The organism is Streptomyces sp. NPDC059142 (genome assembly GCF_042755665.1).
Classification (GTDB): Bacteria; Actinomycetota; Actinomycetes; order Streptomycetales; family Streptomycetaceae; genus Streptomyces.
On record NZ_JBHZDA010000119.1, the window covers coordinates 1 to 20,018 of the forward strand.

The window sequence follows — 20,018 nt, forward strand, 5'->3', positions numbered from 1 at the left end:
GGACACATGTCCCGGGCCCGGCCCTTCGCTCTGCCGACGGCTACGCGTAGCGCACGCGTGAACCCGTCAGTTGTCGTCCTCGTCGATCAGGAAGCCCCGCATCGGCGACGGCGCCTGCTGCATCGGCTGCGGCGCCTGCGGCCGTACCGGTGCCATCGGCTGCGTCATCGCGGGCGACATCTGCTGCTGACCGCCGTACGACGGACCCTGCGAAGGTCCACCCATCGAGGGGCCGCCCATGGACGGGCCGCCGCCCATGCTGTGACCCATCGCGCCCGCGCCGGCCGGAGCCATCGAGGGCGACGGCGGCAGCGAGGCGGCCGCCGGGGTGCGCGGCGGGGCCAGCGAGTCGTCCGCCTGGGTCTCCAACTGCCGGAGCTGGCTCTCCAGGTAGGACTTCAGCCGCGTACGGTACTCGCGCTCGAAGCCCCGCAGGTCCTCGACCTTGCGCTCCAGCGTCGCGCGCGCGGACTCCAGGGAGCCCATCGCCACGCGGTGCTTCTCCTGCGCGTCCCGCTCCAGCGCGTCCGCCTTGGCGCGCGCGTCGCGCTCCAGGCCCTCGGCGCGGCTACGGGCCTCGCCCACGATCTTGTTGGCCTCGGAACGCGCCTCGGCGATCGCCTGGTCGGCGGTCTGCTGGGCGAGCGACAGGACGCGCGCGGCGCTGTCACCGCCGGGACCCTGACCGGGCTGACCCATCTGCGGACCGTGACCGCCCATGGGGCCGCCCATCGGACCGCCCATGGGGCCGCCCTGCTGCTGCATGGGGCCGCCCTGGCCCATCGGACCACCCTGGCCCATGGGTCCGCCCTGCATGGGGCCACCCTGCTGCATGGGTCCGCCCTGCATGGGGCCACCCTGCTGCATGGGTCCGCCCTGGCCCATCGGGCCGCCCTGCTGCATCGGGCCGCCCTGGCCCATCGGGCCCTGGCCGTGCTGCTGCTGGCCGCGCGGGTCGTGGCCCTGCGGCCCCTGGCCGTGGGCGCTCGGGCCAGCGGGGAGCTGCGGCGCGCCACCGGGCAGTTGGGGCGGGCCCATCTGCGGGGGCTGCTGCTGCTGCGGCGGTCCGGATATGGCGGCGGGCACCGGGGCCCCGGGTCGGTCCTGCTGCTCGGGCGGCTTGCGCATGGACTGCTGCTGCTGGTTCTGCGCGGCGGCACGCGTCGCCGCGGCCAGTTTGGCGCGCAGGTCCTCGTTCTCGCGGAGCAGGCGGGTCAGTTCGGCCTCGACCTCGTCGAGAAAGGCATCGACCTCGTCCTCGTCGTAGCCTTCTCGGAGGCGGACGGTTGTGAACTGCTTGTTCCGCACGTCCTCGGGGGTCAACGGCATCTCTTCTTCACCTCTACGTAGTCGTCGGCAGTCGGCAAGACCGTTTCGTTCACATTCCCCTCGCAAGGTTGCTGACAACCGCGATGAGGATGTAAACGATGATCATCAGAACGAAGAAGGACAGGTCGAGTGCCACGCCCCCGAGACGCAGCGGCGGGATGAACCGCCGCAGAAGCTTGAGCGGTGGATCGGTGACAGTGTAGGTGGCCTCCAGAACGACCACCATCGCCTTGCCGGGCTGCCATGAGCGCGCGAACTGGAAGACGTAGTCCATGACCAACCGGAAAATCAGCACGATGAGGAAGCACATCAGCGCGATGTAGACCACCTGTAGTGCGATGCCCATCCCGCTGTTTCCCTCTCCCCTGGCTCACTCTGGTACCGGTCGCTCCGGCGGGCCGTTCCCGCCGCGCGACCGGGTCGTTCCCGGTGCTGTGTTCTAGCTCTGGTTGAAGAACCCGCCCTCTGCGATGCGGGCCTTGTCCTCCGCCGTGACATCGACGTTAGCAGGAGAGAGCAGGAACACCTTCTGCGTCACGCGCTCAATGCTGCCATGGAGACCGAAGACGAGTCCCGCGGCAAAGTCGACAAGTCGCTTCGCATCCGTGTCGTCCATCTCCGTGAGATTCATGATCACCGGAGTGCCCTCGCGGAAGTGTTCCCCGATGGTACGGGCCTCGTTGTACGTCCTCGGGTGCAGCGTGGTGATGCGGTAGGGCTCCCGCTCTGACACGACCTTGGGCATGATCACCGGTGCGTTCTTCTCCAGGCTGGGACGTTCAGGTGTGATGGATGCCACGGGGGCGATTCGTGCCGGACGTCCGCTTTCCGCCGCTAGCGGAACCGGCTCGCGCTCGCGCTGCGCGGGCGGTTGGGGCACGCGCACAGGTTCTTCCCGCTCGGGCTGGTGTACGGGCTGGTGACGCCGGTGTTCGCGCTCCGGCTCCGGCTCGGGTTCGAAATCATCGTCGGGGTCGAAGCCCCGGCCGTCGTACCCATCGTCCTCCACGAGGCCGAGGTAGACCGCCATCTTGCGCATCGCGCCGGCCATGCTCTGGGTCCTCCGCTCTGTGGTGGATCGGCCTCGTCACCAAGTGCCCTCGATCCACTGGGTCTGACCGCCTTTCGGCGGAAATGACCATATTTTCTGCTGTGGTCCGACTCGCTTCGCGACGTTACCCGGTCCGAGGTCGGTCTCCGAGCACCGCAGTACCGACGCGTACATGTGTCGCTCCCGCCGCTACCGCGTCCTCAAGGTCCGCGCTCATTCCCGCCGAGACCATGTTCGCAGCCGGATGGTCCGCCCGCAGGCGGGATGCCAATTCCAGCAACCGGTCGAACGCGGCCCGTTGCCGGCCCGCGTACGGACCGGCGAGCGGCGCCACGGTCATCAGACCGTCGAGCCGCAGCCCCGGAGCGCCGGCCACCGCGGCGGCCAACTCCTCGATCCCGTCGGGCGCCACACCACCCCTCGCCCCACGCTCACCGGAACCGGCGTCGAGGGCGACCTGAAGCAGGCACCCGATCTCACGCTCCGTGCGCACCGCCGCGGCGGAGAGCGCGGAGACAAGCTTGACACGATCGACAGATTGCACCACATGGGCGTAACTAGCTACGGATCGGACCTTGTTCGTCTGCAATTGACCCACAAAATGCCAGGTCAACGACAAATCTTCACAATCCGCCGCCTTGGGGGCGGCATCCTGGTCGCGGTTCTCCGCGACCTGCCGCACCCCGAGTTCATGGAGCAGTCGGACGTCGCTCGCGGGGTAGGTCTTGGTGACCACGATCAGGGTCACCTCCTCCCGCGCGCGGCCCGCGGCTGCACAGGCGGAGGCGATCCGCCGCTCCACCGTCGCCAGGTTCCGGGCGAGTTCGACCCTTCGGTCCGCGATGTCCTTCATGTCCGTGCTGTCCATCAGGTCAGCCAGACATAGCCGGCGAGCCGGCCGGTCACGCGGTCGCGACGGTACGAGTAGTGGTCGTCCGACTCCCGGGTACAGACCTCCGAGCGGGACCGGTCCCGTACACCGAGCGACGCGAGCTGGGCGTGGACGCCGCCGACGACGTCGACGGACGGGGTCCCCCAGCCGGTCTCGGCCGCGGCCTCGGGTACGACGGCGGCGACCTCGTCCCGCATCTCCGCCGGGACTTCGTAGCAGCGCCCGCAGACGGCGGGGCCGGTGCGGGCGGTGATCCTGGCCGGTTCGGCGCCGAGCGAGACCATCGCCCCGACGGCGGCGGGCACGACGCCCGCGACCAGTCCGGGACGTCCCGCGTGCGCGGCGGCGGCGACCCCGGCGACCGGATCGGCCAGCAGGACGGGGACGCAGTCCGCGGTGAGTACGGCGAGGGCGAGGCCGCGCCGTACGGTGACGACCGCGTCGACGGCCGGGATCTCCTCGTCCGTCCACGGTCCTTCGACGACGGCGACATCGCGGCCGTGCACCTGGTTCATCCAGACGACCCGGGCGGGGTCGATCTCCAGGGACTTCGCGGCGAGGTCGCGGTTGGCGCGTACGGCGGCGGGGTCGTCGCCGACCGCGCCGCCGAGGTTGAGCTGACCGAACGGAGCGGCGCTCACTCCGCCCCACCGGTCGGTGAAGGCGAAGTGCGCGCCGCTCAGCTCTTCGTACTGTCGTATCACTTCAGGAAGTCCGGTACGTCCAGCTCTTCGGCCTGGCTGTCCGGGAACGGACGGGCCGGCGGAACCTGCGGCGGGTTGACCGTCGTGAGCGGCTTCTCGCCGACCGGGGCCGGGTCCATCCGGATCGGGCTCTCCTCGCGCGGCGGCACCGTACCGAGCCCGCTCGCGGAGCGGCCGGTGTCGGTGGAGCGGTTCGGGGCCTGCTGCTCGTCGCGCTTGCCGGAGCCCGCGCCGAGCACGGTCTCGCGCCGCGTCGGCGGCTGTCCGCCGTCGAAGCCCGCCGCGATGACGGTGACCCGTACCTCGTCGCCCAGGGCGTCGTCGATGACGGCGCCGAAGATGATGTTGGCCTCCGGGTGGGCGGCCTCGCTGACGAGCTGCGCGGCCTCGTTGATCTCGAAGAGACCGAGGTCGGATCCGCCGGAGATGGAGAGCAGGACACCGCGGGCGCCGTCGATGGACGCCTCCAGGAGCGGCGAGGAGATGGCCATCTCCGCGGCGGCCACCGCGCGGTCGTCGCCGCGCGCGGAGCCGATGCCCATGAGCGCCGAGCCGGCCTCGGACATCACGGACTTCACGTCGGCGAAGTCCAGGTTGATCAGCCCGGGGGTGGTGATGAGGTCGGTGATGCCCTGGACACCCGACAGCAGCACCTGGTCCGCCGACTTGAACGCGTCGAGGACGCTGACCTGGCGGTCCGAGATGGACAGCAGCCGGTCGTTGGGGATGACGATGAGGGTGTCGACCTCTTCGCGGAGTTCGGCGATGCCGTCCTCCGCCTGGTTGGCGCGGCGCCGGCCCTCGAAGGTGAACGGGCGGGTGACCACACCGATCGTGAGGGCGCCGAGCGAGCGCGCGATGTTGGCCACGACGGGCGCGCCGCCGGTGCCGGTGCCGCCCCCCTCGCCCGCGGTGACGAAGACCATGTCGGCCCCCTTGAGGACCTCCTCGATCTCCTCGCGGTGGTCCTCCGCCGCCTTGCGGCCGACCGCCGGGTTGGCGCCGGCGCCGAGGCCACGGGTGAGTTCCCGGCCGACGTCGAGCTTGACGTCGGCGTCGCTCATCAACAGGGCTTGCGCGTCCGTGTTGATCGCGATGAACTCGACGCCCTTGAGACCGACCTCGATCATTCGGTTGATGGCATTGACACCACCGCCGCCGACACCGATGACCTTGATGACTGCGAGGTAGTTCTGCGGTGCTGCCACGTCGAAGGCCTCTCGCCTCGATTTACGTGTCGTCGCGGCGCTGATGTGGCGTCGCGGCGACTGATGCCGATGGGACGGTCCGAAACGCCGACCCAAACCCTCACGTTGAAGTTCAGGGTTACCAGTGTGTCCGCTTCTTGGACTCTTCCGAACAGGACACTAAGTCGACAAGTGGCGCGCGTTCAACGAACACGCCGAACCTCCCGTTTTTCTTTTCACCCTATGTGATCACCCATAGCGCTGACCAACCAGGGTGCTGGCCAGCGCATATGTCCGTCAACTCCCGGAGGCGGCAGGTGCCGTGGGCGCGCTCACATCGAAGTGCGTCGCCTTGGGGACCGCCTTCATGAGGGCGGTGAGCGCACGCGCCTTGGCCGTGCCGTCCTCACCGCTTCCCCACATCACCGTACGTCCGCCGGTCAGCTCCAGGGTGACGGAATCGTACGAACGGACCCGGACGGCCCTGGTGTCCCTGGCTACGGGGGCGGGGAGTTCGCTCCGGACGGCCACCGCTTCACGCATCAGCCGCTCCGTTCCGAACCGATCGGATCCGGCCGTTCGGCCGACCGACATTTTCAGTAGGGGAACACCGGCGGGCGCCTTGTCGACGGTCGCGAAACGGACACCGTCGGCGTCCATTTCGATGAACTTCGCACCTTTTCCGATGAGCAGAGCGGGTGTACGTTCGATCACTTTCAGACTGATCCCGTCCGGCCATGACCGGCCGACCTCGACGGAGTCGATCCGGGGGAGTTTCTGCCGCAGCCGGGATTCCATCCCGTCCGTGTCCACGGAGACCAGCGGCTCCCCGAGGGGGACTGCCGCCACCGACTCGACCTCGGCGCGGGAGAGCACCTCGGTGCCGGAGGTGGTCACCTTCGCGACCCGGAGCCACTGGGAGCCGTAGAGCGCCCAGAGGACCCCGCCGGCCACCACCACGGCGGCGGCCAGCGTGATCAGCAACCGGGGGCGCGGCAGCCGGAACCGGCCACCCCCGCCCCCTTCGCCGGGGTGGCCGGAGGCCGGCTTCGGTCGTGCGCCGCGCTCGGCGGTCGTCCCTCCGGCCACGCTGCTGCCTCCTGCCTCCCGCCTACGCCCTCCGGCGTGCGGCGATCGCCTCGTACACCATGCCGACCAGCAGATCGTCGGCGTCCCTGCGGCCGAACTCCGCCGCCGCGCGCGACATCTCGAACAGCCGGTGCGGATCGGCGAGCACGGGAAGCACCTGGCCCTGGATCCACTCGGGCGTCAGTTCCGCGTCGTCGACCAGCAGTCCGCCACCGGCCTTCACCACCGGCTGGGCGTTCAGCCGCTGTTCGCCGTTGCCGATGGGCAGCGGGACGTAGGCGGCGGGCAGTCCGACGGCGGAGAGTTCGGCGACGGTCATCGCGCCCGCGCGGCAGAGCATCATGTCGGCCGCGGCGTACGCGAGGTCCATCCGGTCGACATAAGGTACCGGGATGTAGGGCGGCATACCGGGCATGTTGTCCACGCGCGGCATTTCGTTCTTCGGTCCGACCGCGTGGAGGATCTGGATCCCGGAGCGCTGGAGCACGGGGGCGATCTGCTGGATCACCTCGTTGAGCCGGCGCGCGCCCTGCGAACCGCCGGAGACCAGCAGCGTCGGCAGGTTGGGGTCGAGCCCGAAGGCGGCCCGCGCCTCGGGGCGCACCCGGGCGCGGTCGAGGGTGGCGATCGTACGGCGCAGCGGGATGCCGATGTAGCGCGCGTCCCGCAGCTTGCTGTCGGGGGTGGAGACGGCGACCGCCGCCGCGTACCGCGAACCGATCTTGTTGGCCAGCCCCGGCCTGGCGTTGGCCTCGTGGACGATGATCGGCACCCCGAGCCGTTTGGCGGCCAGGTAGCCGGGCAGCGCGACATAGCCGCCGAAGCCGACGACGCAGTCCGCCTTGGTGCGCTCCAGGATCTGCTCGGCGGCCTTGATGGTGCCGCGCAGCCGCCCCGGGACGGTGATCAGTTCAGGGGTGGGCTTGCGCGGCAGCGGTACGGCGGGGATGAGCCCGAGTTCGTATCCGCGCTCGGGTACGAGCCTGGTCTCCAGTCCGCGCTCCGTGCCGAGGGCCGTGATCCCCACGGTGGGGTCCTGCCTGCGCAGGGCATCCGCGAGGGCGAGCGCGGGCTCGATGTGGCCGGCGGTCCCCCCACCGGCGAGTACGACATGCACCGAAATTCACCGCTCTCCGGACGGACGCTTCTTGACGCGCCGTCTCATCGTCTTCCAACTCACCCCGGGCCGCTTCCTGCCGAAGACAGGCTGCCGCATGGCCAGGGCCGCCTTCGCGGCGGGATCCTCCCGTGCGAACGCGATCAGCAGCCCGACCGCGAACATCGCCGGCAGCAGGGCCGACCCTCCGTAGGAGAACAGCGGGAGCGGGACTCCGGCGATCGGCAGCAGACCGAGCACCGCACCGATGTTGATCACGGCCTGCACCGTGATCCAGGTGGTCACACCTCCCGCGGCGTACCTCACGAAGGGGTCCTCCGTGCGTCCGGCCACGCGAATACCCGCATAGCCTAGAGCCGCGAACAGTGCGAGTACCGACAGCGTCCCCGCCAGCCCCAGTTCCTCCCCGGTGATGGCGAAAATGAAGTCGGTGTGCGGTTCGGGCAGTTGACCCCACTTTTCCACACTCGCGCCGAGGCCGGAACCGAACCATCCGCCGGAGGCGAGGGCGTAGATTCCATGGACCGCCTGCCAGCACTCCCCTTCGGGGCCCAGGTCCTTCGCGGCGATGCAGCCGAACCGGTCCAGCCGGTTCTGGCTGGTCTGGATCAGCATGGTGCCGATCAGCGCGGCGATCCCGAGGACCCCGGCGAAGAGCCGGGTGGGGGCGCCGGCCAGCCAGAGCAGCCCGAAGAGGATCGCCGTGAGGATGATCGCGGTGCCCATGTCGCCGCCGAGCATGATCAGTCCGAGCAGCAGGAAGCCGCCGGGGACCAGCGGCACCAGAAGATGTTTCCACTGGGTCAGCAGCCGTCTGTCGTTCTTGCGGGCCAGCAGGTCCGCGCCCCACAGGACGAGGGCTAGCTTCGCGAACTCGCTGGGCTGGAGCTGGAACGGGCCGCCGAAGTAGATCCAGTTCTGGTTGCCGTTGACGGACCGCCCTATCCCGGGGACCTGGACGAGCACCATCAGGAAGACGCTGGAGACCAGCATGGGGTACGAGAGGCCCCGGTGCAGTTTCACGGGCATCCGGGAGGCGGCCACCAGCAGTCCGGCGCCGAGGATGACCGCGAGGAACTGTTTGCGGAAGAAGTAGGTCGCGGGCAGCGAGTTCTGGAGCGCGTAGATCATCGACGCGGAGTAGACCATCACGAGGCCCAGCACGGTGATCAGCAGGCCGCTGCCGAGGATCAGGTAGTAGGCGGTGAGCGGCCGGTCCCAGGCCCGCCTGAGCCGCTCGTAGAGGCGTCTGGTGCGGGCGCCGCGGGGCGGGCGTGGAGAGCGGCCCGCGGCGCCGCGACGGGCCGCGGGGGGCCTGCGTACGGCGGCGCCGGGCGCCCTGCCGCGGAGTGCGGGCACTCCCCCGGACGCGGGCACCGCCGCGAAGCCCCAGTGGGTCACCGCGGGTCCGCGTTCCCGGTGCGCGGTGTCGTCGGCCGGCATCGTCGCTGTCCCCTCCAGTCGTGCCTGGCGCGGCCGTCACGGCTGTCGCGGAGGTCGCGGCGTTCGGCGGGCCGGGGCGTGTTCGGCGGGGCCGCCGCTGTCGCGGCCCCGGGAACAGTTCAGCACGGCGCGGGGGCCGGACCGGTCAGGCGGGCTCATCCAGGGCGTGTACGGCGTCGGCGAACGCCTCGCCCCGCTTGTTGTAGTTGACGAACATGTCCATCGAGGCACAGGCGGGGGCCATCAGGACCGTGTCCCCCGGCCGTGCGAGCCGTGCCGCTTCGCGGACCGCCGCCGACATCGCCCCAGTGTCGGTCCGGTCGAGGTCCACGACCGGGACTTCGGGGGCGTGTCGCGCGAGTGCTTCGCGGATCAGGGCCCGGTCGGCGCCGATCAGGACCACCCCGCGCAGCCGTGGCGCGGACGCGGCGACGAGTTCGTCGAAGGAGGCGCCCTTGGCGAGGCCGCCCGCGATCCAGACGATCGGGTCGTACGCCGCGAGGGAGGCCTCCGCGGCGTGCGTGTTGGTGGCCTTGGAGTCGTCGACGTAGGTGACGCCGCCGATCTCGGCGACGCGTTCGATCCGGTGCGGGTCCGGGTGGAACGCGCGCAGTCCGTCGCGTACGGCGGCGGCTTCGACCCCGTACGCGCGGGCGAGGGCGGCGGCGGCGAGCGCGTTGGCGATGTTGTGCGGGGCCGGCGGGTTCACGTCGGAGACCTGGGCCAGTTCCTGGGCCTGCTCGCGGCGGTTCTCCACGAAGGCCCGGTCGACCAGGATGCCGTCCACGACGCCCAGTTGGGAGGGGCCCGGGGTGCCGAGGGTGAAGCCGATCGCCCGGCAGCCCTCCTCGACGTCGGCCGCGCGGACCAGGTCCTCGGTGGCCGGGTCGGCCGCGTTGTAGACGCAGGCGACCGTGTTGCCCTCGTAGACACGGCCCTTGTCGGCGGCGTACGCCTCCATGGAGCCGTGCCAGTCGAGGTGGTCGGGCGCGAGGTTGAGCACGGCCGCGGAGTGGGCGCGCAGGCTCGGCGCCCAGTGGAGCTGGTAGCTGGACAGCTCGACGGCGAGGACGTCGTACGTCTCCTCACCGGTGACCGCGTCCAGCAGCGAGACGCCGATGTTGCCGACGGCGGCCGTGCGCAGCCCCGCAGCGGTCAGGATCGAGGCGAGCATCCTGACCGTCGTGGTCTTGCCGTTGGTGCCGGTGACGGCGAGCCAGGGGGCCGCCCCCGGCCCCCGCAGGCGCCAGGCCAGTTCGACGTCGCCCCAGATCTCCACACCGGCCGCCGCGGCGGCCGTGAAGAGGGGTTTGCCGGGCTGCCAGCCGGGGGCGGTGACGATCAGCTCGGTGGCCTCGGGAAGGGTCGCCCCGTCGCCGAGGCGCACCGTGACGCCGAGCTTCTCCAGCTCGGCGGCCTGGGCGCGGGCCCGCTCGTCGTCCGAGTCGTTGACCACGGTGACGACGGCGCCGAGGCCGTTCAGCACCCGGGCCGCCGGGATCCCGGAGACCCCGAGACCCGCGACGGTGACCCGCTTGCCCTGCCAGTTCACTTCTCTGCCGCCCAGCCCGCGTAGAAGAGTCCGAGACCGACGATGACGCACATGCCCTGGATGATCCAGAAGCGGACCACCACAAGGACTTCGGACCACCCCTTGAGTTCGAAGTGGTGCTGGAGGGGCGCCATCCGGAAGACGCGCTTGCCGGTCATCTTGAAGGAGCCGACCTGGATGACCACCGACATGGTGATCATCACGAAGAGGCCGCCGAGGATCGCCATCAGGAACTCCGTGCGGGAGCAGATCGCGAGACCGGCGAGCGCGCCGCCGAGCGCGAGGGAACCGGTGTCCCCCATGAAGATCTTGGCGGGTGAGGTGTTCCACCACAGGAAGCCGAAGCAGGAGCCCATGAGGGCGGAGGCCACGACGGCCAGGTCGAGTGGGTCGCGCACTTCGAAACAGGCGTTGGGGTTGGTCAGGGTCAGCGCGTTGGCGCAGGACTCCTGGAACTGCCACAGCCCGATGAACGTGTACGCGCCGAAGACCATCACCGAGGCGCCGGTGGCGAGGCCGTCCAGACCGTCCGTCAGGTTCACGCCGTTGGACATGGCGAGAATCATGAACAGCGCCCAGACGACGAACAGCACCGGGCCGATCGACCAGCCGAAGTCCGCGACGAACGACAGCCTGGTGGACGCCGGGGTGTTGCCCCGGTAGTCGGCGAACTGGAGCGAGAGCACCGCGAAGGCGATGCCGACGATGAGCTGGCCCGCCATCTTGGCCTTGGCCCGCAGCCCCAGCGACCGCTGCTTCACGATCTTGATGTAGTCGTCGAGGAACCCGACGAGCCCCATCCCCCCCATGAGGAACAGGACGAGCAGTCCGGAGAAGGTCGGGGACTCGCCGGTGATGACCTTCGCCAGGGCGTACGCGATGAGCGTGGCCAGGATGAAGGCGATGCCGCCCATCGTGGGCGTGCCCTTCTTGCTGCCGTGGGTACGGGGGCCGTCGTCCCGGATGAACTGCCCGTACCCCTTCCTCGCCAGCAGCTTGATCAGCAGCGGAGTGCCGATCAGGGTGAGGAAGAGCCCGATGGCTCCCGCGAAGAGGATCTGCCTCATCGGCCGGCGACCTCGCCCTCGGTGGCGTTCTCCAGCAGTGCCTGGGCGACCTTTTCGAGGCCGACCGACCTGGAAGCCTTCACCAGCACGACGTCTCCCGGACGCAGTTCCCTGCGCAACAGGTCGATCGCCGCCCGCGCGTCGGACACGTGCACCGACTCCTCACCCCACGAACCCTCGTTGTAAGCGCCCAATCGCAGCCAGGACGCTTCCCTGCCCCCGACTGCCACGAGCTTGCTGACGTTGAGCCGGACGGCGAGCCGTCCGACCGCGTCGTGCTCGGCGAGCGATGTGTCACCCAGCTCGGCCATCTGCCCGAGCACCGCCCACGTACGGCTCCCCTCGGGCCGTGAGGCACCACCCATGGCGACCAGCGCACGGAGCGCCGCTCTCATGGATTCGGGGTTCGCGTTGTAGGCGTCGTTGACGATCGTCACGCCGTCCGAGCGCTCGGTGACCTCCATACGCCAGCGGGAGAGGGTTCCCGCCTCGGAGAGCGCCACGGCGATCTCGTCGACGGACATGCCCAACTCATAGGCGACGGCGGCCGCGGCGAGCGCGTTCGACACGTGGTGCTCACCGTACAGCCGCAGCGTCACCTCGCTGCACCCGGAGGGTGTTCGAAGGCTGAACGCGGGCTGTCCGGTGGCTGTGAGGCGGACGTTCTCTGCCTGTACGTCTGCTTCGCCCGACTCCCCGAAGAGCACGACGCGCGCCTGTGTGCGCGACGCCATGGCGCGAACCAGTGGGTCGTCGGCGTTGAGCACGGCCACACCGCCGTCGGCCGCGGACGGCAGGGACTCGACCATTTCGCCCTTGGCCTGGGCGATCTGTTCCTTGCCGCCGAACTCGCCGATGTGCGCGGTGCCGACGTTCAGGACGAGTCCGACGGTGGGCGGGACGAGTCCGGTGAGGTAGCGGATGTCCCCGATGTAGCGCGCGCCCATTTCGAGCACGAGGAAGCGGGTGTCCTCCTCCGCGCGGAGCGCGGTGATGGGCAGCCCGATCTCGTTGTTGAGGTTGCCGTCCGGCCAGACGGTGGGGCCCGCGCGCCGCAGGAGCTGCGCGATCAGGTCCTTGGTGCTGGTCTTTCCGGCCGAACCGGTCAGTGCGACGGTGGTGGCGCCGAGGCGCTTCACCACGGTGCGCGCGAGGGCGCCGAGGGCCTGGACGACATCCTCGACGACGATGGCGGGCACACCGACGGGGCGGGTGGCCAGTACGGCCACCGCGCCCGTCTCGACGGCGCGCCGCGCGTAGTCGTGGCCGTCGACGCGGTCGCCCGCGAAGGCGGCGAAGAGGCCGCCCGGCTCGACGGCGCGGGAGTCGTACACGACCGGGCCGGTGACGCGGACGGCCGGATCCGGTATGTCGTGCGGCTGCCCGCCGACGATTTCTGCGATCTCGGCGAGGGAGAGGGCGATCACTGGGTCATCCCTGACTGTTGTTCTCGTTGCGGGGTGCGGTGAGGCGCTGCTCGACGGGGTCCGTGTCGTGGCGCAGGGAGCGCTCGATGGCCTCGCGCAGGACCTGGCGGTCGTCGAAGGCGCGTACCACTCCGGCGACGTCCTGGCCCTGCTCGTGGCCCTTGCCCGCGACCAGTACGGTGTCGTCGGCCCCGGCGCGGGCGACGGCCGCGGCGATGGCGGCGGCCCGGTCGGCGTCGATCAGCACGTCGCCGCGCTCGTGGACGGGGACCTCGGCGGCGCCGGAGAGCATCGCGGCGAGGATCGCCAGCGGGTCCTCGCCGCGCGGGTTGTCGGAGGTGAGGACGGCGGTGTCGGCGAGACGGGCCGCGGCGGCGCCCATGGGCCCGCGTTTGGTCCGGTCGCGGTCCCCGCCGCAGCCGAGGACGATGTGGAGCTTGCCCTTGGTGACCTTGCGCAGGGAGCGCAGCACCGATTCCACGGCATCGGTCTTGTGCGCGTAGTCGACGACGGCGAGGTACGGCTGTCCCGCGTCCACGCGCTCCAGCCGGCCCGGTACGCCGGGGACGGCGGCGATGCCGTCGGCGGCCGTCTGCGGGTCGATCCCGGCCACGGCCAGGGTGACGATGGCGGCGAGCGTGTTGGCGACGTTGAACGGTCCCGGCAGCGGCGCCTGGGCGGTGACGCGCTCGCCGCGCGGGCCGACGGCGGTGAAGGTGGAGCCGTGCGAGCCGACCTGGACGTCCTCGGCACGCCAGTCGGCGTCGGGGTGGCCCTCGGCGGAGAACGTCGTGACGGGGACGCCGGACTCCTGGGAGAGCCTGCGGCCGTACGCGTCGTCGACGTTCACGACGCCGGTCCTGCTGCGCTCGGGGGTGAACAGCCGCGCCTTGGCCTGGAAGTAGTCCTCCATGTCGGAGTGGAACTCCATGTGCTCCGGGCTGAGGTTGTTGAAGACGGCGACGTCGAAGACGCAGCCGTCGACCCGGCCGAGCACGAGGGCGTGGCTGGAGACCTCCATGGCGACCGAGCGAACGCCGCGTTCGCGCATGACCGCGAAGAGCGCCTGGAGGTCGGTGGCCTCGGGGGTGGTCCGCTCCGACTTGAGGCGCTCGTCCTCGATGCGCGTCTCCACGGTGCCGATGAGGCCCGTACGGTGTCCTGCGCCGCGCAGCCCCCCTTCGACGAGGTAGGCCGTGGTGGTCTTGCCCGAGGTGCCGGTGATGCCGATCTGGAGCAGATCGGTGCCGGGGTTGCCGTAGATCGCGGCGGCCAGTTCGCCCATGCTGCCGCGTGGGTCGGGCACGGTGAGGACGGGCAGCCCGGTGGCGGCGGCGCGGTCGGTGCCGGAGGGATCCGTGAGGATCGCGACGGCTCCGAGGTCCGCGGCCTGACCGGCGAAGTCCGCCCCGTGGAGACGGGCGCCGGGCAGCGCGGCGTACACGTCCCCGAGGCGCACGGCGCGCGAGTCGTGGGTGATCCCGGTGGCTTCGCCGGGCCCCGCCGCCGTGGCGCCCGGCGCCTCGGTGCCCAGCAGGGCCGCCAGCTCGGCGAGAGAGGTCGGGCGGACCCGGTCCGGACGGGGCGTCCCCGGAGTGTTCACAGGGGCGTCCTTGGAGGGGGTTCGGTACTGATCAGCTTGTGGCACGGCGGTGAGCGTACCGGGGTGGGCGGGCGCCGGGCCACGTGAGGCGGGCTGGTGCGGGGGCGGTTCCGGGTGGTTCCCGGAACCGGGGGTGATCGTTGTCACTGGGACTTTCCCTGGGGTCACTCGCCGGGTTTGAAGCTCACCGGCAGCCGGGCGGGTTTGCTGCCGGTCGGTTCGACCCGCAGTGTCTTGAGAGCGAACTCCATGACCTTCTTGTAGATGGGGCCGCAGATCTGTCCGCCGAAGTAGCTGCCGCTCGTCGGGTTCTGGATGGCGCAGTAGACGGTGATCTGCGGATCGTCGGCGGGCGCGAAGCCGGCGAAGGAGGCGGTGTACCCCTTGTAGACGCCGAGCTTCGGGTCGACCCGGTTGGCCGTACCGGTCTTGCCCGCGATGCGGTAGCCGGGGACCTGGGCCTTGGTTCCGGTGCCCTCCACGTCGGCGACGACCGACTCCAGCATGGTGGCCACCGTCTTGGCGGTCTTCTCGCTGACGACCCGGGTCTTCTTGGGCGCGGGCGCCGCGGTGAAGCGGTTGTCGGGACCGTTGGTACCGCGGATCAGGGTGGGGTCGATCCGTACCCCGCCGTTGGCGATGGTCGAGTAGACCGAGGCGGCCTGTACGGCGTTGAGGGAGAGGCCCTGGCCGAAGGGGATCGTGTACTGCTGGGAGGTGGACCAGTCCTGCGGCGCGGCCAGGATGCCGCGGGTCTCGCCGGGGTAGCCGAGGCCGGTGGGCTGTCCGATGCCGAACTTGTCGAGGTAGGAGTGGAGGACCTTGTTGGCCTCGGGCTGGGTCTTGCCGAGCTGCCCGGTGGCCAGGATGGTGCCGATGTTGCTGGACTTGGCGAGGACGCCGTTGAGCGTCAGGTACCAGGTGGGGTGGTCGATGTCGTCCTTGAAGAGCCGGTCACCGCGGTGCAGCCGGTTGGGGACGACGACATGGGTACCGGGGGTGGCGGCCTCCTCCTCCAGTACGGCGGCCATGGACATGACCTTGGCGGTGGAGCCGGGCTCGTACGCGTCCTGGAGCGCCGCGTTGCCCATGGAGGCGGAGTTGGCCTGGGAGAGGTCGTTGGGGTCGAAGCCGGGGGCGTTGGCCATGGCGAGGACCTCGCCGGTCCTGGTGTTCTGGACCACCACGTAGCCGCGGTCGGCCTTGGACTCCTTGACCTGGTCGGCGATGGCCTGCTGGGCCGCCCACTGGATGTCCCGGTCGATGGTCAGCTCGATGTCCGAACCGGGTACGGCGGGCGTCTCGCGGGAGGTGGCGGTGGGGACCCGGCGACCACCGGACTGGGCGTAGGTGACCTTGCCGTCCTTGCCGGCGAGTTCCGTGTCGAGCATGGACTCGATGCCGCCTCCGCCGCGCCCGGCGGCGTTGACGTATCCGAGTATCCCGGCGGCGAGGTCGCCGTTGGGGTAGACCCGCTTGCTGCTGGTCTCCTGGAAGACACCGGCCAGCACGCTGCCGGCGCCGTCGGTGGACTTGCGCTTGCTCGCCTTCTCGGCGAGCACCCGCTTGAGGTCCTTGATCTGGTTCCAGACCTGCGGGGTCTGGCGGCGGGCCAGCACCGCGTAGCGGGACTTGGGGGTCCTGAGCTTCTTGACGAGGTCGCCGGTGTCGGCGCCGAGGATCGGCGCGAGCAGCGCGGCGGCCTGTTCGGGGGCGTCGGGGACCTTGCTGAAGTCGGGGGTGAACATCGACGGGTCGGCGGTGATGTCGTACGCGTCGTCGCTGGTGGCGAGCGCGACACCGGAGCGGTCGGTGATCTGGCCGCGCTCGGCGGCGATGGTGTGGCTGAGGTAGCGGCTCTTCTCCGCCTTGGCGGCGTACGCGCTGGCGTCGACGGCCTGCACCTGGAGCAGCCGGACGACGAACACCAGCATGACGAGCGTCAGGCCGAGGCCGACCAGCCGGAGCCGGGGGCGGGGGCTGCCGAGCTGGATCCTGCGCGGGGCGCGGGATCCGTTACGGGGCCGGCGCTGCGCGGGGCGGGCGGCCGGGCGGGGCGGGGTGCGGGGGCGTCCGCCGCTGCCGGGTCGTGCGGGTCCCGGCACCCGGCGGCGCGGTGGGTCCTTGGGGGGCACTGCGTCACCTGCCGGAGGTCGTCGGGGCCGGCGTGCCGGATGCCGGGGCTGAGGACGGCGGGGGCTCCTCCACGGCGGAGGGCCGCGGGGAGAGCTGCGCGGAGGGCTGGGCCGACGGCCGGTCCGCGGCGCCGGGGACGCCGCGGACCGTACCGTCCTGATCGAGGAAGGCCGGGCTGCCGCCGGGCACCAGACCCAGCTCGCGGGCGCGGCGCTCCAGCGCGTACGGGGCGGAGAAGTCGTCCACGTCCCGTTGCAGCGCCTGCTGTTCGTCGGTGAGGTCGGTGGTGCGCTTCTTCAGGTCGGTGAGGCGGAACGACCCCTCGCTGAGCGCGGAGTTCAGCAGCAGCAGGGCGATCAGTCCGCCGCCGAGGAGCAGCACGACCAGCAGGACGAAGGGGGTGCGGGCCGCCGAGCTGTTGCCGGCGGGCAGCACCTGGGCGAGCCGGGCGGCCCGCCCCTTCAGTTGCCTGCCCGGCCCCTTCATCACAGGACGTCCTCCCGGATCCGCTGCGCTCCCCGCAGCCGGGCGGGGGCCGCGCGCCGGTTCTCCGCGACCTCTTCCTCGGTGGGGAGTTCGGCGCCGCGGGTGAGCAGCTTCAGCCGGGGCTGGTAGCGCTCGGGGACGACGGGCAGGCCGGGCGGCGCCGTGTTGGCGGCACCGGCCGCGAAGACCTGCTTGACCAGGCGGTCTTCCAGCGAGTGGTACGAGAGGACGGCGATCCGCCCACCGACCGCGAGGCTCCGTACGGCGGCGGGGACCGCCCGTTCCAGGACGGGGAGTTCGCCGTTGACCTCGATGCGCAGCGCCTGGAAGGTGCGCTTGGCGGGGTTGCCGCCGGTGCGCTTGGCGGCCTGCGGGAGGGCGTCGCGGATCAGCTCGACGAGCCGGGCGCTGCGGCTGAAGGGCTCCTTGTCGCGCTCCCTGACGACCGCGGACACGATGCGCTTGGCCTGCTTCTCCTCGCCGTAGGCGCGCAGGATGCGGACCAGTTCGCCGGGCGGGTAGGTGTTGAGGACCTCGGCGGCGCTGACGCCGGTCGTCTGGTCCATCCGCATGTCGAGCGGCGCGTCCTGGGCGTACGCGAAGCCGCGGTCGGCCTCGTCGAGCTGCATGGAGGAGACGCCGAGGTCGAAGAGGACGCCCTGGACGCGGGGGACGGACAGCCGGTCGAGCACCTCGGGGAGTTCGTCGTAGACGGCGTGCACGAGGGTGGCCCGGTCGCCGTACTGCGCGAGGCGTTCGCCGGAGAGCCGCAGCGCCTCCTGGTCGCGGTCGAGCGCGACGAGCCGGGCGGCGGGGAAGGTGGCGAGCAGCGCCTCGCTGTGTCCGCCGAGGCCGAGGGTGCAGTCGACGACGACGGCACCGGGCTCGGCGAGGGCGGGGGCCAGCAGGTCGAGGCACCGCTGGAGCATCACCGGTACATGCCGGACCTGGTTCATGCGCCCTCTCAAGTACGGACGGTCGTACGTACCACCGAGCGGGAAGGGGCCGAGCCGCACGTACGCCGCGTTATGCGGGAAAATTCAGGATGCGTTCTGGCACGTGTTCAGGGTGTGTCCGTGAACTTCGCGCCACTTTAGTCCACGCTTCCCGGTGGTTCCGGGCCACCCGGCCGGTCAGCGCGTCGCGGGGTGACCGGGCCGCCGGTCGGCGAAGGCCGATCTTCACCCGTCCGGCCGCACGCCGCTCGGCCCTGTGGGTTAGCTCACACCAGGCCGCGATGGCGTTCTTTGTCCCTTCCCACAGCGGGCTTCGGGCACCGGTGACGACTAACGTCACAGGTATGCCGACTTCCGCACATCTCCCCGCAGAGCCCTCCGGGGCCCCCGCCGGTGCGGTCCGCTCCGGCGGCACCGTCACCGATCGTCTCGTCGACGCGAACAGCGCGTACGCGTCCGGGTTCACGGATCCGGGCATGGACGCCCGTCCCGTGCTCCAGGTCGCCGTGGTCGCCTGCATGGACGCCCGGCTCGACCTCCACGACGCGCTGGGCCTCTCGCTCGGCGACTGCCACACCATCCGCAACGCGGGCGGTGTCGTCACCGACGACGTGATCCGCTCCCTCACCATCAGCCAGCGGGCCCTGGGCACACGCAGCGTGGTCCTGATCCATCACACCGGCTGCGGCCTGGAGAGCCTCACGGAGGAGTTCCGGCACGAGCTGGAGATGGAGGTCGGCCAGCGTCCCGCGTGGGCCGTCGAGGCGTTCCGCGACGTCGACCAGGACGTGCGTCAGTCGATGCAGCGCATACGGACCTCACCGTTCCTCCTGCACACCGACGACATCCGCGGCTTCGTCTTCGACGTGAAGACCGGACTGCTGCGGGAAATCGACCCCGCGAGCTGAGCAGGAGCGCCCCGCCCGCCCGTACGTAGGGAACGGGGCGCCGGCCGGCCCCCGAAAACAGCAAAGCAGACATAACCCACCGACTTATCCACAGGCGGATGACACGAAGCGGTAACGGCAACGAGAATGCGTGTGGGACACCGCTCCGGGACCTTCCGGAGACGGTGTCCGTGTTTCGGGGAGGGCCGGGCCGTCTGGTGAGCTTCGGCCCGTTGAAAGGGCCGAGGAGGGCCGGGTGACGACCTATGACGATCGAGCGAGCCTCACAGATCTGACCACCACAGCGGAGCGTGTGCGCGCATCGGTGGAGGGTGTGATCGAGGGCAAGCCTGAGGTCGTACGGCTTTCGCTGACCGTGCTCCTCGCCGAGGGCCATCTTCTGATCGAGGATGTCCCCGGCGTGGGCAAGACCATGCTGGCCAAAGCGCTCGCGCGCTCCATCGACTGTTCGGTGCGGCGTATCCAGTTCACCCCCGATCTGCTGCCGTCGGACATCACCGGGGTGTCGATCTACGACCAGCAGCAGCGGGACTTCGAGTTCAAACCGGGTGCGATCTTCGCGCAGATCGTGATCGGCGACGAGATCAACCGCGCCTCGCCCAAGACCCAGTCGGCGCTGCTGGAGTCCATGGAGGAGCGCCAGGTCACCATCGACGGGCAGACCTACGAACTGCCCAGCCCGTTCATGGTGGTGGCGACGCAGAACCCGGTCGAGATGGAGGGCACCTACCCCCTCCCCGAGGCGCAGCGCGACCGTTTCATGGCCCGGGTGTCGATCGGCTACCCGAGCGCCGAGGCCGAGTTGCAGATGCTGGACGTGCACGGCGGGGTCTCGCCGCTGGACGACCTCCAGCCGGTGGCGCACGCCCACGACATCGTCAAGCTGATCGACGCCGTGCGCACGGTCCATGTCGCGGAGTCCGTACGGCGGTACGCGGTCGAGCTGGTCGCGGCGACCCGTACGCACGCGGATCTCAGACTCGGCGCCTCGCCGCGCGCCCCCCGCCAAATGGTGGGGCGCGCGGCGGCCGGGGGGGCGCGCGCCGGGCGGGGGGACGCGGTGCCCCCCGC

General features: G+C 70.8%; 18 protein-coding genes. 2 read left to right on the forward strand and 16 right to left on the reverse strand.

What is annotated here, in order from left to right; genetic code table 11:
* Window positions 1–66: 66 nt before the first annotated feature.
* From ACFXPK_RS29305 to rsmH, 16 genes are all read right to left on the reverse strand, one after another.
* Window positions 67–1,329, reverse strand: a complete 1,263-nt coding sequence (locus tag ACFXPK_RS29305; RefSeq protein ID WP_385080103.1) for a DivIVA domain-containing protein — start codon at window positions 1,327–1,329, stop codon at window positions 67–69.
* 49 nt (window positions 1,330–1,378) lie between these two features.
* Entirely contained in the window at window positions 1,379–1,675 is a 297-nt protein-coding gene (locus tag ACFXPK_RS29310; protein WP_385003056.1) for a YggT family protein, read from the reverse strand.
* Window positions 1,676–1,768: 93 nt separating this feature from the next.
* Window positions 1,769–2,380 carry a cell division protein SepF gene (locus tag ACFXPK_RS29315; RefSeq protein ID WP_329826037.1) on the reverse strand — a complete coding sequence of 204 codons (612 nt, stop codon included), beginning with the start codon at window positions 2,378–2,380 and terminating at the stop codon, window positions 1,769–1,771.
* Between the two features lie 124 nt (window positions 2,381–2,504).
* A complete protein-coding gene (locus tag ACFXPK_RS29320; protein ID WP_385080114.1) occupies window positions 2,505–3,224 on the reverse strand; it encodes a YggS family pyridoxal phosphate-dependent enzyme in 720 nt (239 codons plus the stop codon).
* A 23-nt stretch (window positions 3,225–3,247) separates the two neighbouring features.
* On the reverse strand, window positions 3,248–3,955 hold the full coding sequence (pgeF, locus tag ACFXPK_RS29325; RefSeq protein ID WP_385080116.1) for a peptidoglycan editing factor PgeF: 708 nt from the start codon (window positions 3,953–3,955) through the stop codon (window positions 3,248–3,250).
* 17 nt (window positions 3,956–3,972) lie between these two features.
* Window positions 3,973–5,184, reverse strand: coding sequence for a cell division protein FtsZ (gene ftsZ, locus ACFXPK_RS29330; RefSeq protein WP_385003053.1), 1,212 nt, complete (start codon window positions 5,182–5,184; stop codon window positions 3,973–3,975).
* Between the two features lie 276 nt (window positions 5,185–5,460).
* Window positions 5,461–6,252 carry a cell division protein FtsQ/DivIB gene (locus tag ACFXPK_RS29335; protein WP_385080106.1) on the reverse strand — a complete coding sequence of 264 codons (792 nt, stop codon included), beginning with the start codon at window positions 6,250–6,252 and terminating at the stop codon, window positions 5,461–5,463.
* Between the two features lie 22 nt (window positions 6,253–6,274).
* Window positions 6,275–7,369 (reverse strand): undecaprenyldiphospho-muramoylpentapeptide beta-N-acetylglucosaminyltransferase, encoded by a 1,095-nt coding sequence (gene murG / locus ACFXPK_RS29340; protein ID WP_385003047.1) that lies wholly within the window; start codon window positions 7,367–7,369, stop codon window positions 6,275–6,277.
* Between the two features lie 6 nt (window positions 7,370–7,375).
* Window positions 7,376–8,812 (reverse strand): putative lipid II flippase FtsW, encoded by a 1,437-nt coding sequence (gene ftsW / locus ACFXPK_RS29345; protein ID WP_385003044.1) that lies wholly within the window; start codon window positions 8,810–8,812, stop codon window positions 7,376–7,378.
* Window positions 8,813–8,957: 145 nt separating this feature from the next.
* A complete protein-coding gene (gene murD, locus ACFXPK_RS29350) occupies window positions 8,958–10,364 on the reverse strand; it encodes a UDP-N-acetylmuramoyl-L-alanine--D-glutamate ligase (RefSeq protein WP_385003042.1) in 1,407 nt (468 codons plus the stop codon).
* Complete coding sequence (gene mraY / locus ACFXPK_RS29355; protein ID WP_385003039.1) at window positions 10,361–11,431, reverse strand: phospho-N-acetylmuramoyl-pentapeptide-transferase; 1,071 nt, start codon at window positions 11,429–11,431, stop codon at window positions 10,361–10,363. The genes murD and mraY overlap by 4 nt, the downstream gene beginning before the upstream one ends.
* Window positions 11,428–12,858 carry a UDP-N-acetylmuramoyl-tripeptide--D-alanyl-D-alanine ligase gene (murF, locus tag ACFXPK_RS29360; protein WP_385003036.1) on the reverse strand — a complete coding sequence of 477 codons (1,431 nt, stop codon included), beginning with the start codon at window positions 12,856–12,858 and terminating at the stop codon, window positions 11,428–11,430. The genes mraY and murF overlap by 4 nt, the downstream gene beginning before the upstream one ends.
* A gap of 4 nt (window positions 12,859–12,862) precedes the next feature.
* Window positions 12,863–14,608, reverse strand: coding sequence for a UDP-N-acetylmuramoyl-L-alanyl-D-glutamate--2,6-diaminopimelate ligase (locus ACFXPK_RS29365; protein WP_385003032.1), 1,746 nt, complete (start codon window positions 14,606–14,608; stop codon window positions 12,863–12,865).
* A gap of 17 nt (window positions 14,609–14,625) precedes the next feature.
* A complete protein-coding gene (locus ACFXPK_RS29370) occupies window positions 14,626–16,596 on the reverse strand; it encodes a peptidoglycan D,D-transpeptidase FtsI family protein (protein ID WP_385080110.1) in 1,971 nt (656 codons plus the stop codon).
* A gap of 4 nt (window positions 16,597–16,600) precedes the next feature.
* A complete protein-coding gene (locus ACFXPK_RS29375) occupies window positions 16,601–17,083 on the reverse strand; it encodes a cell division protein FtsL (protein WP_385006037.1) in 483 nt (160 codons plus the stop codon).
* Window positions 17,083–18,039, reverse strand: coding sequence for a 16S rRNA (cytosine(1402)-N(4))-methyltransferase RsmH (rsmH, locus tag ACFXPK_RS29380; protein ID WP_385006027.1), 957 nt, complete (start codon window positions 18,037–18,039; stop codon window positions 17,083–17,085). The genes ACFXPK_RS29375 and rsmH overlap by 1 nt, the downstream gene beginning before the upstream one ends.
* A gap of 344 nt (window positions 18,040–18,383) precedes the next feature.
* Here rsmH and ACFXPK_RS29385 point away from each other — a divergent pair, with 344 nt between their 5' ends.
* Both ACFXPK_RS29385 and ACFXPK_RS29390 read left to right on the forward strand, forming a co-directional pair.
* On the forward strand, window positions 18,384–18,947 hold the full coding sequence (locus ACFXPK_RS29385) for a beta-class carbonic anhydrase (RefSeq protein ID WP_385006029.1): 564 nt from the start codon (window positions 18,384–18,386) through the stop codon (window positions 18,945–18,947).
* Window positions 18,948–19,182: 235 nt separating this feature from the next.
* Window positions 19,183–20,018: AAA family ATPase (locus tag ACFXPK_RS29390; protein WP_385080113.1), on the forward strand; the 836-nt coding region annotated here is incomplete at its 3' end.